This is a genomic window from Streptomyces sp. HUAS 15-9 (genome assembly GCF_025642155.1).
Classification (GTDB): Bacteria; Actinomycetota; Actinomycetes; order Streptomycetales; family Streptomycetaceae; genus Streptomyces.
The window spans coordinates 987,816-1,006,102 of sequence record NZ_CP106798.1; the positions used below are offsets into that span (position 1 = coordinate 987,816).

General features: G+C 71.6%; 15 protein-coding genes and 1 pseudogene. 4 read left to right on the forward strand and 12 right to left on the reverse strand.

The features are described from left to right. Positions 1-140 precede the first annotated feature (140 nt). Positions 141-1,976, forward strand: coding sequence for an alkaline phosphatase family protein (locus N8I87_RS04385; RefSeq protein WP_263205626.1), 1,836 nt, complete (start codon positions 141-143; stop codon positions 1,974-1,976). A 54-nt stretch (positions 1,977-2,030) separates the two neighbouring features. On the opposite strand, the gene N8I87_RS04390 is transcribed toward N8I87_RS04385, so the two are convergent. Then, on the reverse strand, positions 2,031-2,867 hold the full coding sequence (locus tag N8I87_RS04390; RefSeq protein ID WP_263205628.1) for an alpha/beta fold hydrolase: 837 nt from the start codon (positions 2,865-2,867) through the stop codon (positions 2,031-2,033). A gap of 179 nt (positions 2,868-3,046) precedes the next feature. Here N8I87_RS04390 and paaK point away from each other — a divergent pair, with 179 nt between their 5' ends. Continuing rightward, a complete protein-coding gene (gene paaK, locus N8I87_RS04395) occupies positions 3,047-4,345 on the forward strand; it encodes a phenylacetate--CoA ligase PaaK (RefSeq protein ID WP_263205630.1) in 1,299 nt (432 codons plus the stop codon). A 15-nt stretch (positions 4,346-4,360) separates the two neighbouring features. Here the strand turns inward: paaK and N8I87_RS04400 are convergent, their stop codons facing one another. Beyond that, complete coding sequence (locus N8I87_RS04400; RefSeq protein ID WP_263205633.1) at positions 4,361-5,857, reverse strand: acyl-CoA synthetase; 1,497 nt, start codon at positions 5,855-5,857, stop codon at positions 4,361-4,363. A gap of 110 nt (positions 5,858-5,967) precedes the next feature. Here N8I87_RS04400 and N8I87_RS04405 point away from each other — a divergent pair. After that, positions 5,968-6,441, forward strand: a pseudogene (locus N8I87_RS04405) (penicillin acylase family protein); the annotation flags it as partial. A 92-nt stretch (positions 6,442-6,533) separates the two neighbouring features. On the opposite strand, the gene N8I87_RS04410 reads toward N8I87_RS04405, so the two are convergent. The 8 genes from N8I87_RS04410 to N8I87_RS04445 form a co-directional block, all read right to left on the reverse strand. After that, positions 6,534-8,084, reverse strand: a complete 1,551-nt coding sequence (locus N8I87_RS04410; protein WP_411577193.1) for an acyl-CoA synthetase — start codon at positions 8,082-8,084, stop codon at positions 6,534-6,536. Next, positions 8,081-9,193, reverse strand: a complete 1,113-nt coding sequence (locus N8I87_RS04415; protein WP_263205634.1) for an NAD(P)H-dependent flavin oxidoreductase — start codon at positions 9,191-9,193, stop codon at positions 8,081-8,083. The genes N8I87_RS04410 and N8I87_RS04415 overlap by 4 nt, the downstream gene beginning before the upstream one ends. A 106-nt stretch (positions 9,194-9,299) precedes the next feature. After that, positions 9,300-10,133 (reverse strand): class I SAM-dependent methyltransferase, encoded by an 834-nt coding sequence (locus N8I87_RS04420; RefSeq protein WP_263205636.1) that lies wholly within the window; start codon positions 10,131-10,133, stop codon positions 9,300-9,302. 5 nt (positions 10,134-10,138) lie between these two features. Then, on the reverse strand, positions 10,139-11,701 hold the full coding sequence (locus N8I87_RS04425) for a phytoene desaturase family protein (protein WP_263205637.1): 1,563 nt from the start codon (positions 11,699-11,701) through the stop codon (positions 10,139-10,141). A gap of 59 nt (positions 11,702-11,760) precedes the next feature. Further along, positions 11,761-13,989, reverse strand: a complete 2,229-nt coding sequence (locus tag N8I87_RS04430; RefSeq protein ID WP_263205640.1) for a serine/threonine-protein kinase — start codon at positions 13,987-13,989, stop codon at positions 11,761-11,763. A 116-nt stretch (positions 13,990-14,105) separates the two neighbouring features. Beyond that, positions 14,106-14,975: an oxygenase MpaB family protein gene (locus N8I87_RS04435; protein ID WP_263205643.1), complete on the reverse strand. Its 870-nt coding sequence runs from the start codon at positions 14,973-14,975 to the stop codon at positions 14,106-14,108. A gap of 9 nt (positions 14,976-14,984) precedes the next feature. Continuing rightward, complete coding sequence (locus N8I87_RS04440; protein ID WP_263205645.1) at positions 14,985-16,163, reverse strand: acyl-CoA dehydrogenase family protein; 1,179 nt, start codon at positions 16,161-16,163, stop codon at positions 14,985-14,987. Between the two features lie 146 nt (positions 16,164-16,309). Continuing rightward, positions 16,310-16,678 (reverse strand): four-helix bundle copper-binding protein, encoded by a 369-nt coding sequence (locus N8I87_RS04445; RefSeq protein WP_263205648.1) that lies wholly within the window; start codon positions 16,676-16,678, stop codon positions 16,310-16,312. Positions 16,679-16,795: 117 nt separating this feature from the next. Here N8I87_RS04445 and N8I87_RS04450 point away from each other — a divergent pair, with 117 nt between their 5' ends. Further along, the gene (locus N8I87_RS04450) at positions 16,796-17,161 is read left to right on the forward strand and encodes a DUF6479 family protein (protein WP_263205650.1); all 366 of its coding nucleotides are present in this window, start codon (positions 16,796-16,798) and stop codon (positions 17,159-17,161) included. A 295-nt stretch (positions 17,162-17,456) separates the two neighbouring features. Here the strand turns inward: N8I87_RS04450 and N8I87_RS04460 are convergent, their stop codons facing one another. Continuing rightward, on the reverse strand, positions 17,457-18,071 hold the full coding sequence (locus N8I87_RS04460; RefSeq protein ID WP_263205652.1) for an Rv1733c family protein: 615 nt from the start codon (positions 18,069-18,071) through the stop codon (positions 17,457-17,459). A 42-nt stretch (positions 18,072-18,113) separates the two neighbouring features. After that, positions 18,114-18,269 (reverse strand): hypothetical protein, encoded by a 156-nt coding sequence (locus N8I87_RS04465; protein WP_263205653.1) that lies wholly within the window; start codon positions 18,267-18,269, stop codon positions 18,114-18,116. Positions 18,270-18,287: the final 18 nt, after the last annotated feature.

The following is an 18,287-nucleotide window of genomic DNA, read 5'->3' on the forward strand; positions in this document are numbered from 1 at the left end:
CCTGAGCAGCGTACTCTGTGCGGACGGTCGACCCGGTGTTGAACAAACGGTGACGGTCGGCCGTACGGGTGATGACGGGCCCGGCCTCCCGAGCCTGGTCCACCGCACGAGCACCGGGCCACGCACGGAAGGACCTTCGGGTGTCGCACCTCACGCCTCCTCGTCAACTGCCGGACACCGAGACGGACTCGGACGCGGATACGGACGCGGAAGCCAAGGGGAGCGACGCACCGGACACCGAGGGCGCTCCGGAGGCCGAGCCCGCCCCACAGGACTCAGCAGGCCCGGAGGACTCAGCGGCCCCGCAGAGCGACCCCGTCTCCCCCGGCTGGTTCGGCTGGCGCCGCACGTACCCGCGGGTCGCGCGCGGTGTGTCCATCGGGACCACGGTGCTCGCCGCCGCCCTCGTGCTCGGCGCGCTGCTGCTGCCGAACCAGCTCGACCGGCTCACGGTCTCCGCGTTCCTGCGCATCCCCGCGGAAGGAATCCTCCTCGCGGGCCTGCTGCTCGCGCTGCCGTCGCGGCCGAGGCGGGTCACGGCGGTGGTTGTGGGCGTGCTGCTGGGCCTGCTCACCATCCTGAAGTGCGTCGACATGGGCTTCTACCAGGTGCTGGTGCGCCCCTTCGACCTGGTCCTCGACTGGGTCCTGCTCGACTCCGCCGCGGAGTGGATGAGGGAGTCGTTCGGCCCCAGCGGCGAGATGTTCGCCATCGCCGCGGTGCTCGTCCTCGTCGTCGCCGTCCTCGTCCTCACCACGCTCGCGATGGTGCGCCTGTCGAACCTGATGGTCCGGCACCGCCCGGTGGCCGCCCGCACCACGCTGATCCTCGGCACCGCCTGGATCACCTGCGTCACCGTCGGCGTGCAGTTCGGCGACACCCCCGTCGCCGCCAAGCTCGACGCCGAGCTGATCGACAACCGGATCCAGCAGGTGCGGGCGGGTCTCCAGGACGCCCGTGTCTTCCAGCGGCAGGCCGCCGTCGACGCCTTCGCGAAGACACCGCCCGACCAGCTGCTCACCGGACTGCGCGGCAAGGACGTGCTGTTCACGTTCATCGAGAGCTACGGCCGTACGGCGATCGACGACCCGGCGATGGCCCCACGCATCGACGAGGTCCTCAAGGAGGGCACCGCCGGCCTCGAGGCGGCCGGGTTCGAGTCGCGCAGCGGCTGGCTCAGGTCACCGGTGACGGGTGCCGGCAGCTGGCTCGCCCACTCCACGTTCCTGTCCGGCCTGTGGATCAAGAACCAGCAGCGCTACCGGAACCTGACGTCCAGTGACCGCATGACCCTCACCCGCTACTTCCGCAGGACCGGCGCCTGGAACACGGTCGGCATCGTGCCCGGGGTGCGCCGGGCCTGGCCCGAGGGGAAGTTCTTCGGCCTCGACCACATCTACGACTCCGAGCACCTCGGCTACCACGGCCCGTACTTCAGCTGGACCCCCGTGCCCGATCAGTTCAGCCTGGAGGCGTTCCAGCGGCTGGAGTTCGGCAAGAAGGACCGGGGCCCGCTGATGGCGGAGATCATCCTCGCCTCCAGCCACAACCCCTGGGCGCCCGTCGCCCACATGATCGACTGGAACGACCTCGGCGACGGCTCGGTCTTCGAACAGATCAAGAAGGAGGGCAAGGACCCCAAGGAGGTCTGGAAGAACGCGGAGAGCGTGCGCACCGAGTACCGGGGCGCCATCGAGTACTCGCTGCGCAGTCTGACCGAGTTCATGGAGCGGTACGGCGACAAGAACACGGTCCTGGTCTTCCTCGGCGACCACCAGCCCGTGCCGACCGTCACCGCCGGCAGCACCAGCCGCGAGGTACCGGTCACGATCGTCGCCCATGACCCGAAGGTGCTGGACCGGATCTCCGACTGGGGCTGGACCGAGGGGCTCAAGCCGGCGAAGGACGCGCCGGTCTGGGCGATGAACAAGTTCCGAGACCGCTTCATGACGGCGTACGGCCCGAACGCCGGCTGATCCCCCTGACCGATCCGGGAAGGCGACGACTCACCGGTCCAGCAGGACGGCGACTCACCGTTCCAGGAAGGTGACGACCCGGCGTACGAACCACTCCGGGTCGTCCAGCCACGGGTGGTGCCCGGCGCCGGGCTGGACGGTGAGCTCGGCGTTCAAAAAGGCCTCGGCGGCGCGGCGGGCGAGGTAGGGGCGGGGGCCGCCGTCGAGTTCGCCCGCGTGCACGAGGACCGGGGCGGTCAGGGCGGTGAGTGCGGCGCGGGTCGCGTCCGGGTCGAAGGCGCCGTCGGCGAAATAGCGGCCCTCCGCCTCCTCGTTGGTCTGTTCCTCGGTCGCCTCGTCGAGTGCACGGGCGGCGTCGTCCCAGCGGCCGAAGTAGAAGGGGGCGAGCGCCGGGTCGAAGTCGGCCCGCCCCGTCAGCCAGGCCTCCAGCGCCGGGAACCCCTTCTCGAACCACGGCTCGTGCGCGCGCAGCCGGGCCGCGGCCAGCCGGTCGTCGACGGTGGCCCGCATACCGAGGGCCGACGGATTGGGGGTGATCAGCGCGAGCCGCCGCACCCGTGCCGGATACCGTGCCGCGTACAGGATCGCCAGGCTCCCGGCCGCCGAGTGCGCGAGCAGATCCATCCGCTCCAGCCCCATGTGGGCGCGCAATGCCTCCACGTCGTCGACCATGTGGTCGCAGCGGTACGTCGCCGGATCCGCCGGGACCGCGGAGTCGCCGGTCCCCCGCAGGTCGAGCAGGATCAGTCGGCGGTGGGCGGTGAGTCCCCCCAGGTCTTTGAGGTAGACGGAGGCCCGCATCGGTCCCCCGGGCAGGACGACGAGGGGTTCGCCCTCGCCGCGCAGGTGATAGGCGAGCTCGGTCCCGTCGGGTGCGGTGAAGGTCGGCATGCCGCCGATCATCGGGGTGGACCGGGACCGGTCGCAACGGAGTTCCCTCGGAGCCCGACCGGGCGGAGAATCCTGGTGGCGCTCTTGCCCCGGCCACGGCGGCCTGGATTACTGATCCCGGATGGGGCGACCGAATGATCGGTTGCCCCGAATCGATGCGCGGCGAGGAGAGGTGCCCCATGGCTGATGGTGCGACGGAGCTGCTCGACGCGGGGGAACGGCTCGACGCGGAGGCGCTCGCGGCACTGCAGCTGGAGCGGATGCGCGCCTCCCTGCGGCACGCCTACGAGCACGTGCCCTTCTACCGGCAGTCCTTCGACGAGGCCGGAGTCCGGCCGGAGGACTGCCGCTCCCTGACCGACCTGGCCCGCTTCCCCTTCACCACCAAGGCCGACCTGCGGGAGAACTATCCGTACGGGATGTTCGCCGTACCCCGCGACCGTATTCGCCGGATCCACGCGTCGAGCGGCACCACGGGACGCCCCACGGTGGTCGGCTATACGGAGAACGACCTTTCCATGTGGGCGGACATGATGGCGCGCTCGATCCGGGCGGCGGGCGGGCGCGCCGGCGACACGGTGCATGTGGCCTACGGCTATGGGCTGTTCACCGGCGGTCTGGGCGCCCACTACGGTGCCGAGCGGCTTGGCTGTACGGTCGTCCCCGCGTCCGGCGGTATGACAACCCGCCAGGTCCAGCTGATCCAGGACCTCCGGCCCGGGATCATCATGGTCACCCCGTCGTACATGCTCACCCTGCTCGACGAGTTCGAACGGCAGGGCGTCGACCCGCGCGGGACCTCGCTGCGGGTCGGTGTGTTCGGTGCCGAACCGTGGACGGAGGAGATGCGGCGCGAGATCGAGGAGCGGTTCGCGATCGACGCCGTCGACCTCTACGGGCTCTCCGAGGTGATCGGGCCGGGTGTCTCCCAGGAGTGCGTGGAGACCAAGGACGGGCTGCACATCTGGGAGGACCACTTCTTCCCGGAGGTCGTGGACCCGATCACCGGCGAGGTGCTCCCGGACGGCGAGGAGGGCGAGCTGGTCTTCACCTCGCTCACCAAGGAGGCCATGCCGGTGGTCCGTTACCGGACCCGTGACCTGACCCGGCTGCTGCCGGGCACGGCACGGGTGTTCCGGCGGATGCGGAAGGTGACCGGGCGCAGCGACGACATGGTGATCGTGCGCGGGATCAACCTGTTCCCGACCCAGATCGAGGAGATCGTGCTGCGCACACCGGGCGTCGCCCCGCACTTCCAGCTGCGCCTCACCCGGGAGGGCCGTCTCGACGCGCTCACCGTACGGGCCGAGGCGCGCCCCGGCGCCACGCCCGAGGCGCGGGAGGAGGCCGCGCGGGTCATCGCCGCGGCCGTGAAGGACGGGATCGGCGTGTCCGTCGGCGTCGAGATCGTCGAACCGGAGTCGCTGGAGCGCTCGGTGGGCAAGCTCCGCCGGATCGTGGACCTGCGTCCGCGGTAGGAGCCGGGTCGGAGGTCAGCCGCCGAAGCGGTCCCGCAGCTCGCGCTTGAGGATCTTCCCGCTGGCGTTGCGCGGCAGCTCCTCCACGAACAGCACGCGTTTGGGTGCCTTGAAGGAAGCGAGCCGCTCGCGCGCGTGGGCGATCAGCTCGGCCTCGGTGACCTCGCCGCGCAGGACGACGATCGCCGTGACGGCCTCGATCCACCGCTCGTCGGCAAGGCCGATCACGGCGGCCTCGGCGACCGCCTCGTGGGTGTACAGGGCGTCCTCGACCTGCCGTGAAGCGATCAGCACACCACCGGAGTTGATGACGTCCTTCACCCGGTCGACGATCGTGAAGTAGCCGTGCGCGTCCCGCACCGCGAGGTCGCCGGAGTGGAACCAGCCGTCGCGGAAGGCGGCGGCGGTCTCCTCGGGCTTGTCCCAGTAACCCTCGCACAACTGCGGTGAGCGGTAGACGATTTCACCGGGCGTGCCGTCGGGCACGTCCACCCCGTCCTCGTCCACCACCCGCGCGTCCACGAACAGCACGGTGCGGCCGCAGGAGTCGAGCCTGCCCTTGTGCTCGGTGGGTGCGAGCACCGTGGCGAGGGGGCCGATCTCGCTCTGGCCGAAGCAGTTGTAGAGCGCGAGCCGGGGCAGCCTGTCGCGCAGCCGCTCCAGCACGGGCACCGGCATGATCGACGCGCCGTAGTAGGCCTTGCGCAGACCGCTCAGGTCCCGGGTCGCGAAGTCGGGGCGGTTCGCGAGCGCGATCCACACGGTGGGCGGTGCGAACAGGCTGTCCACGCGCCCGTCCTCGATCAGGTCGAAGAGCGTGTCCCCGTCCGGTGCGTCGAGGATGATGTTGGTCGCGCCGATCGCGAGGCAGGGCAGCAGGAACACATGCATCTGGGCCGAGTGGTACAGCGGCAGCGCGTGCACGGGCCGGTCGCCGGCGCTCAGGTCGAGGGCGGTGATGGCGCTCAGGTACTCGTGCACCAGGGACCGGTGGGTCATCATCGCGCCCTTGGGCAGCGCGGTGGTGCCCGAGGTGTACAGCAGCTGCACGAGGTCCTCGGTGCGCGGTTCGGGACCTTCGTACGGCTGTGCCGAGGCGAGTCCCGCGAGGAGCGAGTCGTCGGCGTCGCGCAGCGGCAACACCCGTACGTCTTCGGGCAGTCGGGCGGTGAGGTCGGGGTCGGCCAGCACGAGCGTGCTGCCCGACTGGCCGACGATGTACGCGAGGTCGTCGCCGGTCAGGTTCTGGTTCACCGGCACGTGCACGAGGCCCGCGCGGGCGCAGGCGAGGAAGGCGATGAGGTAGGCGTCGGAGTTGTGGCCGTAGGCGCCCACCCGGTCGCCGGGGGCGAGGCCCTGGTCGAGGAGCACACGCGCCGCGCGGGAGACGGCGTCGTCCAGTTCCTCGTACGTCCACCTGCGCTCGCGGTACTCGACCGCGACGCGCGCGGGGGTGCGCCGGGCGCTGCGCCGCAGCACCCCGTCAACCGTGCTGCCCTGTCCCTGCGTCATGGCACATGATCCTCTGTCCCCCGCTCGAGGAGGTCAAGAACTCGGGAGCCCGCACACATACCCGTTGGTACGCTCTACCGCTCCTTCCCTCAATGACGTCGGGAGGCACGATGCGCATCCGCTTAGGACGGCTCGCGTTAGAACGGCTCGCGTCGAGACGGCTCGCCGTCACGGCAGCCGCCCTGCTCACCACCACAGCCGCACTGCCGGCGACGGCCGCGCAGCCGACACAGCGACAGGAACACCCGTCCCACGGCGGCCTGTCCGCCGTCATCCGCTACACCGAGTACGGCATTCCGCACATGCTCGCGAAGAACTACGCCGATCTGGGCTTCGGCACCGGCTGGGCGCAGGCCGCCGACCAGGTGCGCACACTGGCCGACGGTTTCGTGACCCTGCGCGGGGAGCGCTCCCGGTACTTCGGACCGGACGCGGCCACCGATCTCTCCCTCTCCTCGGCCACCACGAACCTCGCCAGTGACCTCTACTTCCGCGGGGTGCGGGACGCCGGGACGGTACGCGGGCTGTTCGCCGAGCCGACGCCGCTCGGCCCGACCGACGCGGTCGTCGCCGTCGCTGAGGGTGGTGAGGGTCTCCGACCGCTGACGGCCCCGAGGGTGTGGTCCCGGCCCCCATGGGGCGGGACCACACCCTTGCTCCGGACACCGTGTGCGGCTCACACGGGTCGTGTGCGGCCCTCCCAGTACGGGTCCCGCAGCCGTCGCTTGTACAGCTTGCCGTTGGGGTCGCGCGGCATCTCGGCGATGAAGTCGATGCTCCTGGGCCGTTTGTAGCCGGCGAGGCGCTGCGCGCAGTGGTCGACGAGGGCGGCGGCGAGGTCCGGCCCGGGTTCGTGCCCCGGGGCGGGCTCCACGACGGCCTTGACCTCTTCGCCCCAGTCGTCGTGCGGGATGCCGAAGGCGGCGGCGTCGGCGACGGCGGGGTGGGCGAGCAGCGCGGACTCGATCTCGGCGGGGTAGATGTTGACTCCGCCCGAGATGATCATGTCGATCTTGCGGTCGCGCAGGAAGAGATAGCCGTCCTCGTCGAGACAGCCGAGGTCGCCGACGGTGAAGAAGTCACCGATGCGGTTCTTCCTCGTCTTCGCCTCGTCCTTGTGGTACGAGAAGCCGCCGGTGTTCATCTTGAGGTAGACGGTGCCGAGTTCACCGGGCGGGAGCCGGTTGCCGTCGTCGTCGAAGATCGCGAGTTCGCTGATGGGCCAGGCCTTGCCGACGGTGCCGGGCTTCTTCAGCCAGTCCTCGGCGGTTGCGAAGGCACCGCCGCCCTCGCTGGCGGCGTAGTACTCCTCCACACAGTGCCCCCACCAGTCGATCATGGCCCGTTTCACATGGTCGGGGCAGGGGGCGGCACCGTGGATGGCGTGCCGCATGGACGAGACGTCGTACGCCTGCCTGGTGTGTTCCGGGAGTGCGAGGAGCCGGTGGAACTGTGTCGGGACCATATGTGTGTGCGTGCACCGGTGGGCGTCGATGAGGCGGAGCATCTCCTCGGGCGTCCACTTGTCCATCAGCACCAGCCGGTGGCCGGTGTGCAGGGACGCGCCCGCGAACTGGAGCACGGCCGTGTGGTAGAGCGGTGAGCAGACGAGGTGCACGTTGTCGTCGTACGGCTTGATGCCGAAGATGCCGAGGAAGCCGCCGAGATAGGCCTCCTCGGGGGTCTTGCCGGGCAGGGGGCGGCGGATGCCGCGCGGGCGGCCGGTGGTGCCCGAGGTGTAGTTCATGACCCAGCCGAGGGTGCGGTCGGCGGGCGCCGACCCGGGCTGCCCGTCGAGGAGTTCGGCGTACGGCCGGAAACCCTCGACCTCGCCGACCGCGTACCGGTGGGTGGCGGGGAGGCCGGCCTCGTCGGCGGCGTGCCGGGCGGGTCCGGCGAACCGTTCGTGGGCGATCAGCACCTTCGCGCCGGAGTCGGAGACGATCCAGGCGATCTCCGGGCCGACGAGGTGGTGGTTGACGGGGACGAGATAGAAGCCGGCCTGGCTGGCGGCGAGGTAGGCGATGAAGAACTCGACACCGTTGGGCAGCACGACCGCGAAGGCGTCGCCGCGTTCCAGGCCCGCGGCGCGCAGGCCGTGCACCAGGCGGTTGGCGGCGGTGTGCAGCCGGCCGGCGGTCCACTGCTCGCCGTCGGGGGCGACCAGGATCATGCGCTCGGGGTCCTGGGCGGCCTGGGCCCAGAAGCCGACAGGGGGGGTGCTCACGACCGGCCGCTCCTTCCGGCGATGTGGTTGATGCGGTCGACGGCCTGCTCGAAGCCCCGGGTGAGGTCGTCGAAGACGGCCTGGACGCTGCGCTGACTGGTCATCCGGCCGACGATCTGGCCGACGGGTGTGCCGAGCAGCGGCTCGACCTCGTGCTTCTGGATGCGGGAGACCGCCTCGGCCACCAACAGGCCCTGCAGCGGCATGGGCAGGGTGCCGGGCCCGCCCGGGTCGTCCCAGGCGTCGGTCCATTCGGTACGGAGCTGACGTGCGGGCTTCCCGGTCAGGGCGCGCGAGCGGACGGTGTCGCCGGACCCGGCGGCGAGGAGCTTGCGGGTCAGCGCGGGCGAGTGGAGGTCGGCTTCTGTGGTGGTCAGCCATATGGAGCCCAGCCACACACCCTGGGCGCCGAGGCTCAGGGCGGCCGCCACCTGTTGTCCGCTGCCGATGCCGCCCGCGGCCAGCACCGGCAGCGGGTCGACGGCGTCGACGACCTCGGGAGTCAGCACCATGGAGGCGATCTCGCCGGTGTGGCCGCCCGCCTCGTAGCCCTGCGCCACGACGATGTCGATGCCCGCCTCCTGGTGCTTGCGGGCGTGCCGGGCGCTGCCCGCGAGCGCGGCGACGAGCACACCCCGGTCGTGGGCGCGGGCCACGACGTCGGCGGGCGGGGAGCCGAGGGCGTTGGCGAGCAGTCTGATCGGGTAGTCGAAGGCGACGTCGAGCTGGGTGCGGGCGACCTGTTCCATCCAGCCGGTGATGCGCCACCCGGAGGCCTCGCCCTCGGCGAGCTCGGGCACGCCGTACTTGGTGAGGGTGTCCCGGACGAACTGCCGGTGTCCTTCGGGGATCATCGCCTCGACATCCGCCTCGGTGACGTCCTCGACCTTCTTCGCGGGCATGACGACGTCCAGGCCGTAGGGCCGCCCCTCGACGTGTGCCTCGATCCAGTCGAGATCGCGTTTGAGGTCGTCGGGGGCCGTGTAGCGGACCGCGCCGAGCACTCCGCAGCCGCCGGCCCGGCTGATGGCCGCGGCGACAGCGGGGAACGGCGTGAAGCCGAAGACGGCGTGCTCGACTCCCAGTTGCTTGCTCAGCTCCGTCTGCATGGGCGCAGAATGCCGCAGTCCCCCGGACGACGGAAGAGGTTTTCTGATGCTCCGTCAGATTTCCCGTCGGATTCCTGGGTCCCGGCTCCCGCGGTACGCGTACGCCTCATCGACACATCCGACGCATCACGGCGGCCGGGTGGGCACCGTCGGACGACCAGGGCGCGGCGGTGACGACCGGCTGGTAGAAGCCGGTGACCGGCGGCTCGAGCCAGGTGACGTCGGTGAAGCCGGCGGTTGTCAGTGCCTGAGTCAGCCGGGCGCGGGTCAGGGCCCGGTAGGCGGTGCGCCGGACCCGGACCTCCCAGCCGGTCCTGGCGGGCAGCAGCTGGAAGTGTTCCAGGTCGTAGCGCTCGCCGTCGTCGTGCCAGTGCCACAGTTGGAAGGTGACCACCCGGTCGTCGCCCGTCCCAGAGACCTGGGGCGGCGTCGAGGCCGGGCGGTCGCGGCGGAGTTCGTCGTAGTCCCGCACGGTGATCACGACGAGTCCCCCGTCCCGCAGGACCCGTCGCATGCCCGCCAGGGCAGCATCGAGGTCCTCGTCGGTGAGCAGGTGCGGGAGCGAGTTGTCGGCGCACACGACCACGTCGAAGGCGGCGGAGCGAAACGGCAGTGCGCGCATGTCGGCCGCCCCGGTCGGCAGTGCGGCGCCACGCGCGGCGGCTTCGGTGGCGGCCCGGGAGACGGCGACCGGGCTCAGGTCGGTGCCGATGACGTGGTGGCCGCGCAGGGCGAGCCCGATCGCCTGGGTGCCGATCCCGCAGGCGCAGTCCAGGATCCGGTGCGGTCCCGGGCCCAGCCGGGCGCCGACGAGGCCGTCCAGCGCGGCGGCCTGGCGGGCCATGCTCGCGTCCCAGTCCGGGAAGATCAGGTGGTAGTCGGGGGCGAGCCGGTCGTAGAAGTCACGGATCGAGGGCGGGAGCGAGGGTGTGTCGGACATGGCCGTCACTCCCGCTCCAGCACCGCCATCGCCGCGTTGTGCCCCGGTACCCCGCTCACCCCTCCGCCGCGCACCGCGCCCGCCCCGCACAGCAGGACGTTGCCGTGCCGGGTCTCCACGCCCCAGCGTCCGGTCTCCTCCTGGGCATAGGGCCAGGACAGGTCACGGTGGAAGATGTTGCCGCCGGGCAGCCGCAGGTCGCGTTCGAGGTCGAGCGGCGTCTTCGCCTCGATGCAGGGCCGGCCCTCGGCATCGGTCGCGAGGCAGTCGGCGATCGGTTCGGCGAGGTGGGCGTCGAGCTGCGCGAGCGTGGACTTGAGGAGTTCGTCGCGTACCGCGTCGTTGTCCCGGTCGAAGAGCCGTGCGGGCGTGTGGAGGCCGAAGAGGGTGAGGGTCTGATAGCCCGCGTCGACCAGGTTCCGGCCGAGGATCGTGGGGTCGGTGAGGGAGTGACAGTAGATCTCGGACGGCGGTGCCGTGGGGAGCTCGCCGGACGCGGCCTGGGTGTGGGCGGCGGCCAGTTGTTCGTAGCCCTCGGCGATGTGGAAGGTGCCGGCGAAGGCCTCGCGCGGGTCGACGGAGCCGTCGCGCAGCCTCGGCAGCCGCTTGAGCAGCATGTTCACCTTCAGCTGGGCGCCTTCGGCGGGCGTCGGCGCCGGGTCGCCGGTCAGTGCCGCCAGTTCCTGCGGCGAGGCGCCCACGAGGACGTGCCGGGCGGTGGCGATGCCCTCGCCGTCGGCCGTGCGGTGGGTGACCTCGGCACTCTGCCCGTCCGTCGCGATCCGTACCGCCTCGTGCCCGGTCGCGATGACCGCGCCCGCGGCACGCGCGGCGGCGGCCAGCGCGTGGGTCAGGGCGCCCATGCCGCCGACGGGCACGTCCCAGGCGCCGGTGCCGCCGCCGATGACGTGGTACAGGAAGCAGCGGTTCTGCCGCAGGGAGGGGTCGTGGGCGTCGGCGAAGGTGCCGATCAGGCCGTCGGTGAGGACCACGCCCCGTACCAGGTCGTCGGTGAAGTTCCGCTCGATCGCGGCACCGATCGGCTCCTCGAAAAGTGCCCGCCAGGCGTCCTCGTCGTCGATGCGGCGGCGCAGTTCGTCACGGGTGGGCAGCGGTTCGACGAGGGTGGGGAAGACCCGCTGGGCGACCTGGCCGGTCATGGCGTAGAAGCGCTGCCAGGCCTCGTACTCGCGGCTGCCGCCCGTCAGCCGGGCGAAGGCCTCGCGGGTGCGCCGTTCGCCACCGCCGACGAGCAGTCCGGTCGGCCGTCCGTCCCGTTCGACCGGGGTGTACGACGAGATGGTGCGCCCACGGACCCGGAAGGCGAGGCCCAGGTCCCGCACGATCTTCTTGGGCAGCAGGCTGACCAGGTAGGAGTAGCGCGACAGACGGGCGTCGACACCGGCGAAGGGGCGGGTCGACACGGCGGCGCCGCCGGTGTGGTCCAGGCGCTCCAGTACGAGCACGGACTTGCCGGCCCGGGCCAGATAGGCGGCCGCGACCAGGCCGTTGTGGCCGCCGCCGACGATGACGGCGTCGTACGTCCGGGATCCCTCGTGAGCAGGCATGGTTCTTCGTAACACGTGATGATCTACGGCTGCCAGAGGCATGCCGTGCCTGCCCCGCCTCAGCGTCCGCCGGACGCGCGCTGCTGGCGCAGCACCGCCACCCGGCGGTACAGCTCGACGGCCTCGGCGCCGCGGCCGAGCTGTTCCAGGCAGTGGGCCTCGTCGTTGCGGCTGGCCAGGGTGTCGGGGTGGTCGGGGCCGAGGACGCGCTCGCGGGCGCCGGCGACCCGGCGGTACTCGCTCAGCGCGTCCGGCCAGCGGCCGAGCCAGCCGAGGCTGACGGCGACCTCGCGGCGGCTGACGAGGGTGTCGGGGTGCTCGGGGCCGAGGACGCGCTGGCGGATGGCGCAGACGTCGCGGGACTCGGCGAGGGCCTCCTCCCAGCGGCCGAGACGGCCCAGGTTGACCCCGAGGCCGTGGCGGGCGCGCAGGGTCTCGGGGTGGGCGCCGCCGTGCACCCGGGTGCGGTCGTCGATCAGATCGCGGTACAGCGTGAGGGCGTCCGCGCTGCGGCCGAGGCGGCCGAGGCTGATGCCGACCTCGTAGCGGGCGGCGAGGGTGTCGGCGTGGTCGGGGCCGAGGGTCTGGGCGCGGGCGTCGGCGACCTCGCGGTAGGTGCGCAGTGCCTCCTCCCAGCGGCCCAGCTGGCCGAGTGCGTAGGCGACTTCGTAGCGGGTCACCAGGGTGTCGGGGTGGTCCGGGCCGAGCACCCGGGCGCGCGCGACGGCCACCTCGCGGGCCATGCGGTACGAGTCGTCGAGGCGGCCGAGCCTGCTGAGGTTGAAGGCGAGGTTGTGGCGGCAGCGCAGGGTGTCGGGGTGGTCCGGGCCCATGGTGCGCTCCCGGGCGGCCAGCACCGACGTGTATGTCTGGTGGGCGTCGAAGTGGCGGCCCAACTGGCCGAGCACATAGGCCGTTTCCTGGCGGGCGGCGAGCGTGTCGGGGTGGTCGGCGCCCAGTACCCGGTCTCGGGACCGGGCGACCTCGGTGTACTCGCGCAGGGCGTCGGCGGCGCGGCCGGTGCGGTTGAGGGTGAAGGCGATCTCGTAGCGGCTGGCGAGTGTGTCGGGGTGGTCCGGGCCGAGCAGGCGGGTGCGCTCGGCGGCGACCGCGCGGTGCACGTCGCCCGCCTCGGCCCAGCGGCCGAGCCGCCCCAGACTGAGGCCCGCGTTGTGCCGTCCGGCGAGCGCGGTGACGGCCTCGTGGGAAGGGGCGGACGGCACCGGCAGGGGTGCCGGGCCGGTCGCGGGCCGGGAGATCCGCTCGCCCGTGAGACCGGCCGCGGCATCCGGAGGCGTGGTGCGCAGCCCGGCGCCGGTCGCCTTGTGGCCGGTGGTCATGCCCCGGGTCCAGGAGGGCAGCCGCGCCGCGCCGGACAAGGGCTCGACGGGCAGCAGTCGGGGCTGGGGGCTCACCACGGTCGGCACATACACGGGTGTCGTACGGCCGATGGTGATACGGCGTGCCAACTCACTGGCGTCGTACGGGCGTTGCTCCGGCCTTTTGGCCAGGAGGTCGAGGATCACCTTCTCCAGGTACTCGGGGATCTCGGCGCGGTGGCCGCGCGGCGGGCGGGGCTGGGTGTCGCGGTGGCCGATGAGGATGGCCCAGGCGTCGTCGAGGTCGAACGGCGGTGCGCCGGTGGCGATTTCGTAGAGCACGCAGCCGAGCGAGTACAGGTCGCTGCGGTGGTCGACCTCGGAACCGCTGATCTGCTCGGGCGACATGTAGTGCGGGGTGCCCATCGCGATGCCGGTGCCGGTCAGCCGGGAGGTGAAGCCGATGTCGTGGCCGAGGCGGGCGATGCCGAAGTCGCAGATCTTCACGGTGCCGTCGGTGAGCCGCATGATGTTCGCGGGTTTCAGGTCGCGGTGCACGATGCCCTGTTGGTGGGTGTAGGCGAGGGCGGCGGCGACCTGGTCGGCGATGTCCACGATGTCGGGGACGGGCAGCGGGTGGTGCTTGTTGTCCTCCAGGAGCTGACCGAGGTTGCGGCCCTCCAGGAGCTCCATGACGAGGTAGAGGATGCCGTCGTACTCGCCGAAGTCGTGGACGACGGTCACCCCGCGGTGCGAGAGCGCGGCGGCCACCCGGGCCTCACGGCGGAACCGTTCCCGCAGGACGCGGGTGAAGGAGTGGTCGTGGTGCGGGCCGAGCGGCTTGAGGCACTTCACCGCGACATGCCGCCCCAGAGACTCGTCCCGGGCCCGCCACACCTCGCCCATCCCGCCCCGCCCGATCGGATCGAGCAGCCGGTACCGGCCCTGGACCAGTCTGGTGTCCGCCATCGTCCGCCGTCGCCCCCGTCGCCGTACGCCCCACCCCTGGGGTTGCCGTCAAGGTGCGGCCGCGCCAAGCCGGTCCGATCCGTGACACACCCCCCTGCTCGTCCAAGTATGGCGGCTTATCGTCCGACTTTGTACGGTGCCGGGCGTGAGTCGGGGCCGAGCCGGGCCATGGCGCGCAGGATGTGTTTGGGCGGCAGCTGCCAGCGCAGACGTGCGGGTATGCACCGCAGCAGGCAGCCCGTGGCGCGCAGTCGGCGGGTGACGGTGTCGCGTGCGGGGGCCGGTCTGCCGTACAGCTCGTGGGCGTACGGCGGCAGGGAGGCGTACGCCAGATGGGCCACGCGCCGCCACAGCAGCTCGCGCGCCGGGACGAGGAGGGGGTGCGTCGGCGGGCGGAGCAGGAAGTCGTCCACCTCGCGTGCCTCGGGTCCCGCGGCGAGTTTGGGCCGCACCTTCTCGAAGTACGCGGCCAGCTCGGCCCGGTCGGCCGGTACGGCGTCCGGGTCGAGGCCCACCAGCCGGGCGCTGATGCGGTGTTCGGCGATGTAGCGGTCGGCCTGCGCGTCGGTGAGCGGGTAGCCGGAGCGGCGCATCACGTGCAGATAGGAGTCGATCTCGGCGCAGTGCACCCACAGCAGCAGTTCGGGTTCGTCGACGCCGTACCGCTCCCCGGTGTCCGGATCCGTCGCCCCCAGCCTGCTGTGGATCTTCCGCACCCGGGCGCCCGCCCGCTCGGCGGCTTCCGTCGTGCCGTACGTCGTCGTGCCGACGAAGTTGGCGGTGCGCATCAGCCGGCCCCAGGCGTCCTGCCGGAAGTCGGAGTTCTGCAGGACACCGCGCACCGCGCGCGGGTGCAGCGCCTGCAGATAGAGCGCGCGTATCCCGGCGACCCACATCATCGGGTCACCGTGCATCTGCCAGGTCACCGACCGCGGGGTGAACAGCCCCGGGTCACCCGGCCGGAACTCTTCCCCTGCCACGGACATACCCGCAGGCTAGCGCCGTACCCGCGGCATCCCCAGACCGATCCAGGAGATGATCTCGCGCTGGATCTCGTTGTTGCCGCCGCCGAAGGTGAAGATCACCGCCGAGCGGTAGCCGCGTTCCAGGTCGCCGTGGAGGACCGCGCCCGCGGAGCCCTCCTTCAGTGGTCCGGCGGCGGCGACGATCTCCATGAGCCAGGCGTACGCGTCCCGGCGGGTCTCGGAGCCGTACACCTTGACCGCGGAGGCGTCCTGCGGGGTGAGTGTGCCCTCCTGGACGGCGGTGACCATCCGCCAGTTGAGGAGCTTCATCGCGTCGAGCCGGGTGTGGGTGCGGGCGAGCCGCCCGCGCACCCAGGGCAGGTCGATCACCCGGCGGCCGTCGGCGAGTTTGGTCTCCATCGCCCAGCGCTGGACGTCCCGCAGCGCGCGGATCGCCATGGTGCCGTGGGCGGCGAGGGTGACGCGTTCGTGGTTGAGCTGGTTGGTGATCAGCCGCCAGCCCTGGTTCTCCTCGCCGACCCGGCGGGAGACGGGGACGCGGATGTTCTCGTAGTAGCTCGCCGTGGTGTCGTGCGAGGCGAGGGTGTTGATGACGGTGCAGGAGTAGCCGGGGTCGCAGGTCGGCACGAGGAGCATGGTGATGCCCTTGTGCGCGGGGGCGTCCGGATCGGTGCGGACCGCCAGCCACACCCAGTCGGCGGTGTCGCCGTTGGTCGTCCATATCTTCTGGCCGTTGACGACGTACGCGTCTCCGTCCCGTACGGCCCGGGTCTTCAGGGAGGCCAGGTCCGTGCCCGCGTCGGGTTCGCTGTAGCCGATGGCGAAGTCGATCTCGCCGGAGAGGATCCTGGGCAGGAAGTAGGCCTTCTGTTCGTCGGTGCCGAACTGCATGATCGTCGGGCCGACCGTGTTCAGCGCCATCAGCGGCAGCGGTACGCCGGCCTGCGCGGCCTCGTCGAAGAAGATGAACTGCTCCATGGGGGTCAGACCGCGACCGCCGTACTCCTCGGGCCAGCCCACACCGAGCCAGCGATCCGTGCCCAGCCGCCGGATGGTGTCGCGGTAGAAGCGCTTCTGCGCGGCCGGGTCGGTGTAGCGGGTGTACACGTCGTCCGGCACCAGGTCGGCGAAGTAGGCGCGCAGTTCGGTGCGCAGTCGCTGCTGCTCGGGCGTGTGGTCGAGATGCACGGCGCCTCCAGGCTCGCGATGGCCGGTCCTGACGGCGCACACCGTAGAACGTGTTCCAGAAATTGGGAATGCCGAGCCGCAAACCCGGCAGTGCCCGGCGCAGGCCGGTTCGACGGCTCGCACCCGGTGCGCGCCGGTTCGACGGCTCAGGCGAGCGTCTCGACGAAGCCCGCACAGGCCCGGGCGCACGCCAGGCACGCCTCGGCGGTCCCGGCGGCGTCGAGCCGCCCCTCGAAGGCACGCGCGCATTCGAGACAGACCGAGCGGCACCACTCCAGCTGGATGCGGATGGCCTTCTCCTCCTGGCTCTCGGCGAGCACCTGGCAGGTCGTGTCGCACACCTCAGCACACAAGACGGCCTGCCGCCGTATCCGCTCCTCGCCGTCGGCCCCGTCGGGGCCCATGGCGCTAGCCCCCAGTGCGCACACCCGCGCGCACTCCGCGCACGCCTGCGCGCACGCGAAACGGTCCTCCAGGAACCGGTACGGCTCCTGATGGAAATTCGCCGGTGTCACATCCGGCGGGTAACCGGCACCGGTCGGATCAAACCCCGGACCCGTTGTCGCCGTATGCGACCGACGGTCACGGAAGGTGTCTGATTCACCCCGTTCTGGGTGGGGTATTCCTGTGCTATGAGTACCGCATCCATGCAGCTGGCCGCGGCGAGCGGCCTCATGAGTCTTGTGCTCTTCCTGGTGGCCCTGGCCGTCCTGGCGCTGCTCGCCGGCGGTTTCTGGCTGAACTCCCGGGTCAAGTACCAGGAGTCGCCCCGGCCCCGTCCCGAAGAGCAGCCGCACCTGCCGCCCGAGGGCGCGGTGCACGAGATCCGGGAGAACCGGGAGTCCCAGGAGGTACCCAAGATGCCCGAGGGCGGTCGCCCGCTGACCCCGTACGAGCTGAGCAACATGGACACCCGGCCGAGCGCGTCGAAGGACCGCCCGCGCTGGAGCAAGGGCTCGAGCGGCTCGTTCGGCGGCGGCGGGCTGGGCGCCCACTGACCCGTTGACGACTCCGGTGACCGACCGGCAGGGGCGAACCCGGCCGGTCGGCATCGAGATGTCCGACGTGGGCCGCGTTTGCCGCGATACTCGGGGCCGCCGCCGGGCGAGGACGTGAGCCGGGCGTCCAGGATCTCCTCGAGGACCGGCTCCGGGATCAGACGCAGACCGAGGGCGAGGACATTGGCTCGCCTGGCACCTTGCCCACTGACGACGCCACGCCGTCGGCCGACCCCGCAGGCAACGATTTGCCTGTTCGGGGTCGGCCGACGGCGTGGCGGGTCTGGCTACGGGATCAGCCGCGTCCCCCGCTGAGGTTCCGCCACTGCGGACCGATCCGCTTCCACTCCTCGTCCCACTCCGCGAGGCGTCGCCGCAGCAGGTGTCCGCACACCAGCCGACCACCGCCCCACACCGCGAACCCGACGGCCGGTGCCACGAGCGCACCGGTCACGGCCGCCTGGAGCCAGGACTCCGTGGCGTCGAGGGGCTTGGAGACGAGCCGGCCCGTGCCGTCCGTCCACATGGTGACCCGGGAGCCGGCGGCGATGCCCGGGGCGACCTTCGCCCGGTCGGTGTGCGCGGAGCCGTCCTCCGCCTTCCAGCGCACCGTCGCCCACACCCGGCTGTCGTCGTATCCGCCGGCCGCGGGTGCGGCGTTCGCCGAGTTCTCGGTCAGCTCGGCCGAGACGGCGTGGACCTGCGCGCGGCGTGCGCTGAGGTTGCCGTCCACCACCATCGCGGCCGCCACGCCCGCGAACACCGCGCCCAGGAGGGCGAGAATCCAGGCGGCGAGCACGACCCAGGCCTCGACGGTGTCGCTGCGGCGGTGGAGCGGATTGCTCCGCCACCTCCAGCGCCAGCGCCGGAACCACACCCCGGTCGCTTTCCTGCGACGTGTCCTCGCCATCGGCCGTCGCCTCCTTCCCGCGCTCCGGCCGTCCTCGGTGTGTCAGACGGGCCGGGCTCCTTCGGTGTCCGGAAGGTCGGGGTCGAGGTCCCGGCGGCGGTTCGGTCCGGTGTACGGGGTCTCACGGAGGGGACCGGCCGCCGTCACGACGTCGCCGGGCGCGGCAAGCGTGCCGGCGACGTACCAAGTGTCGCGCATGGCGACCTCCAGAGTGCT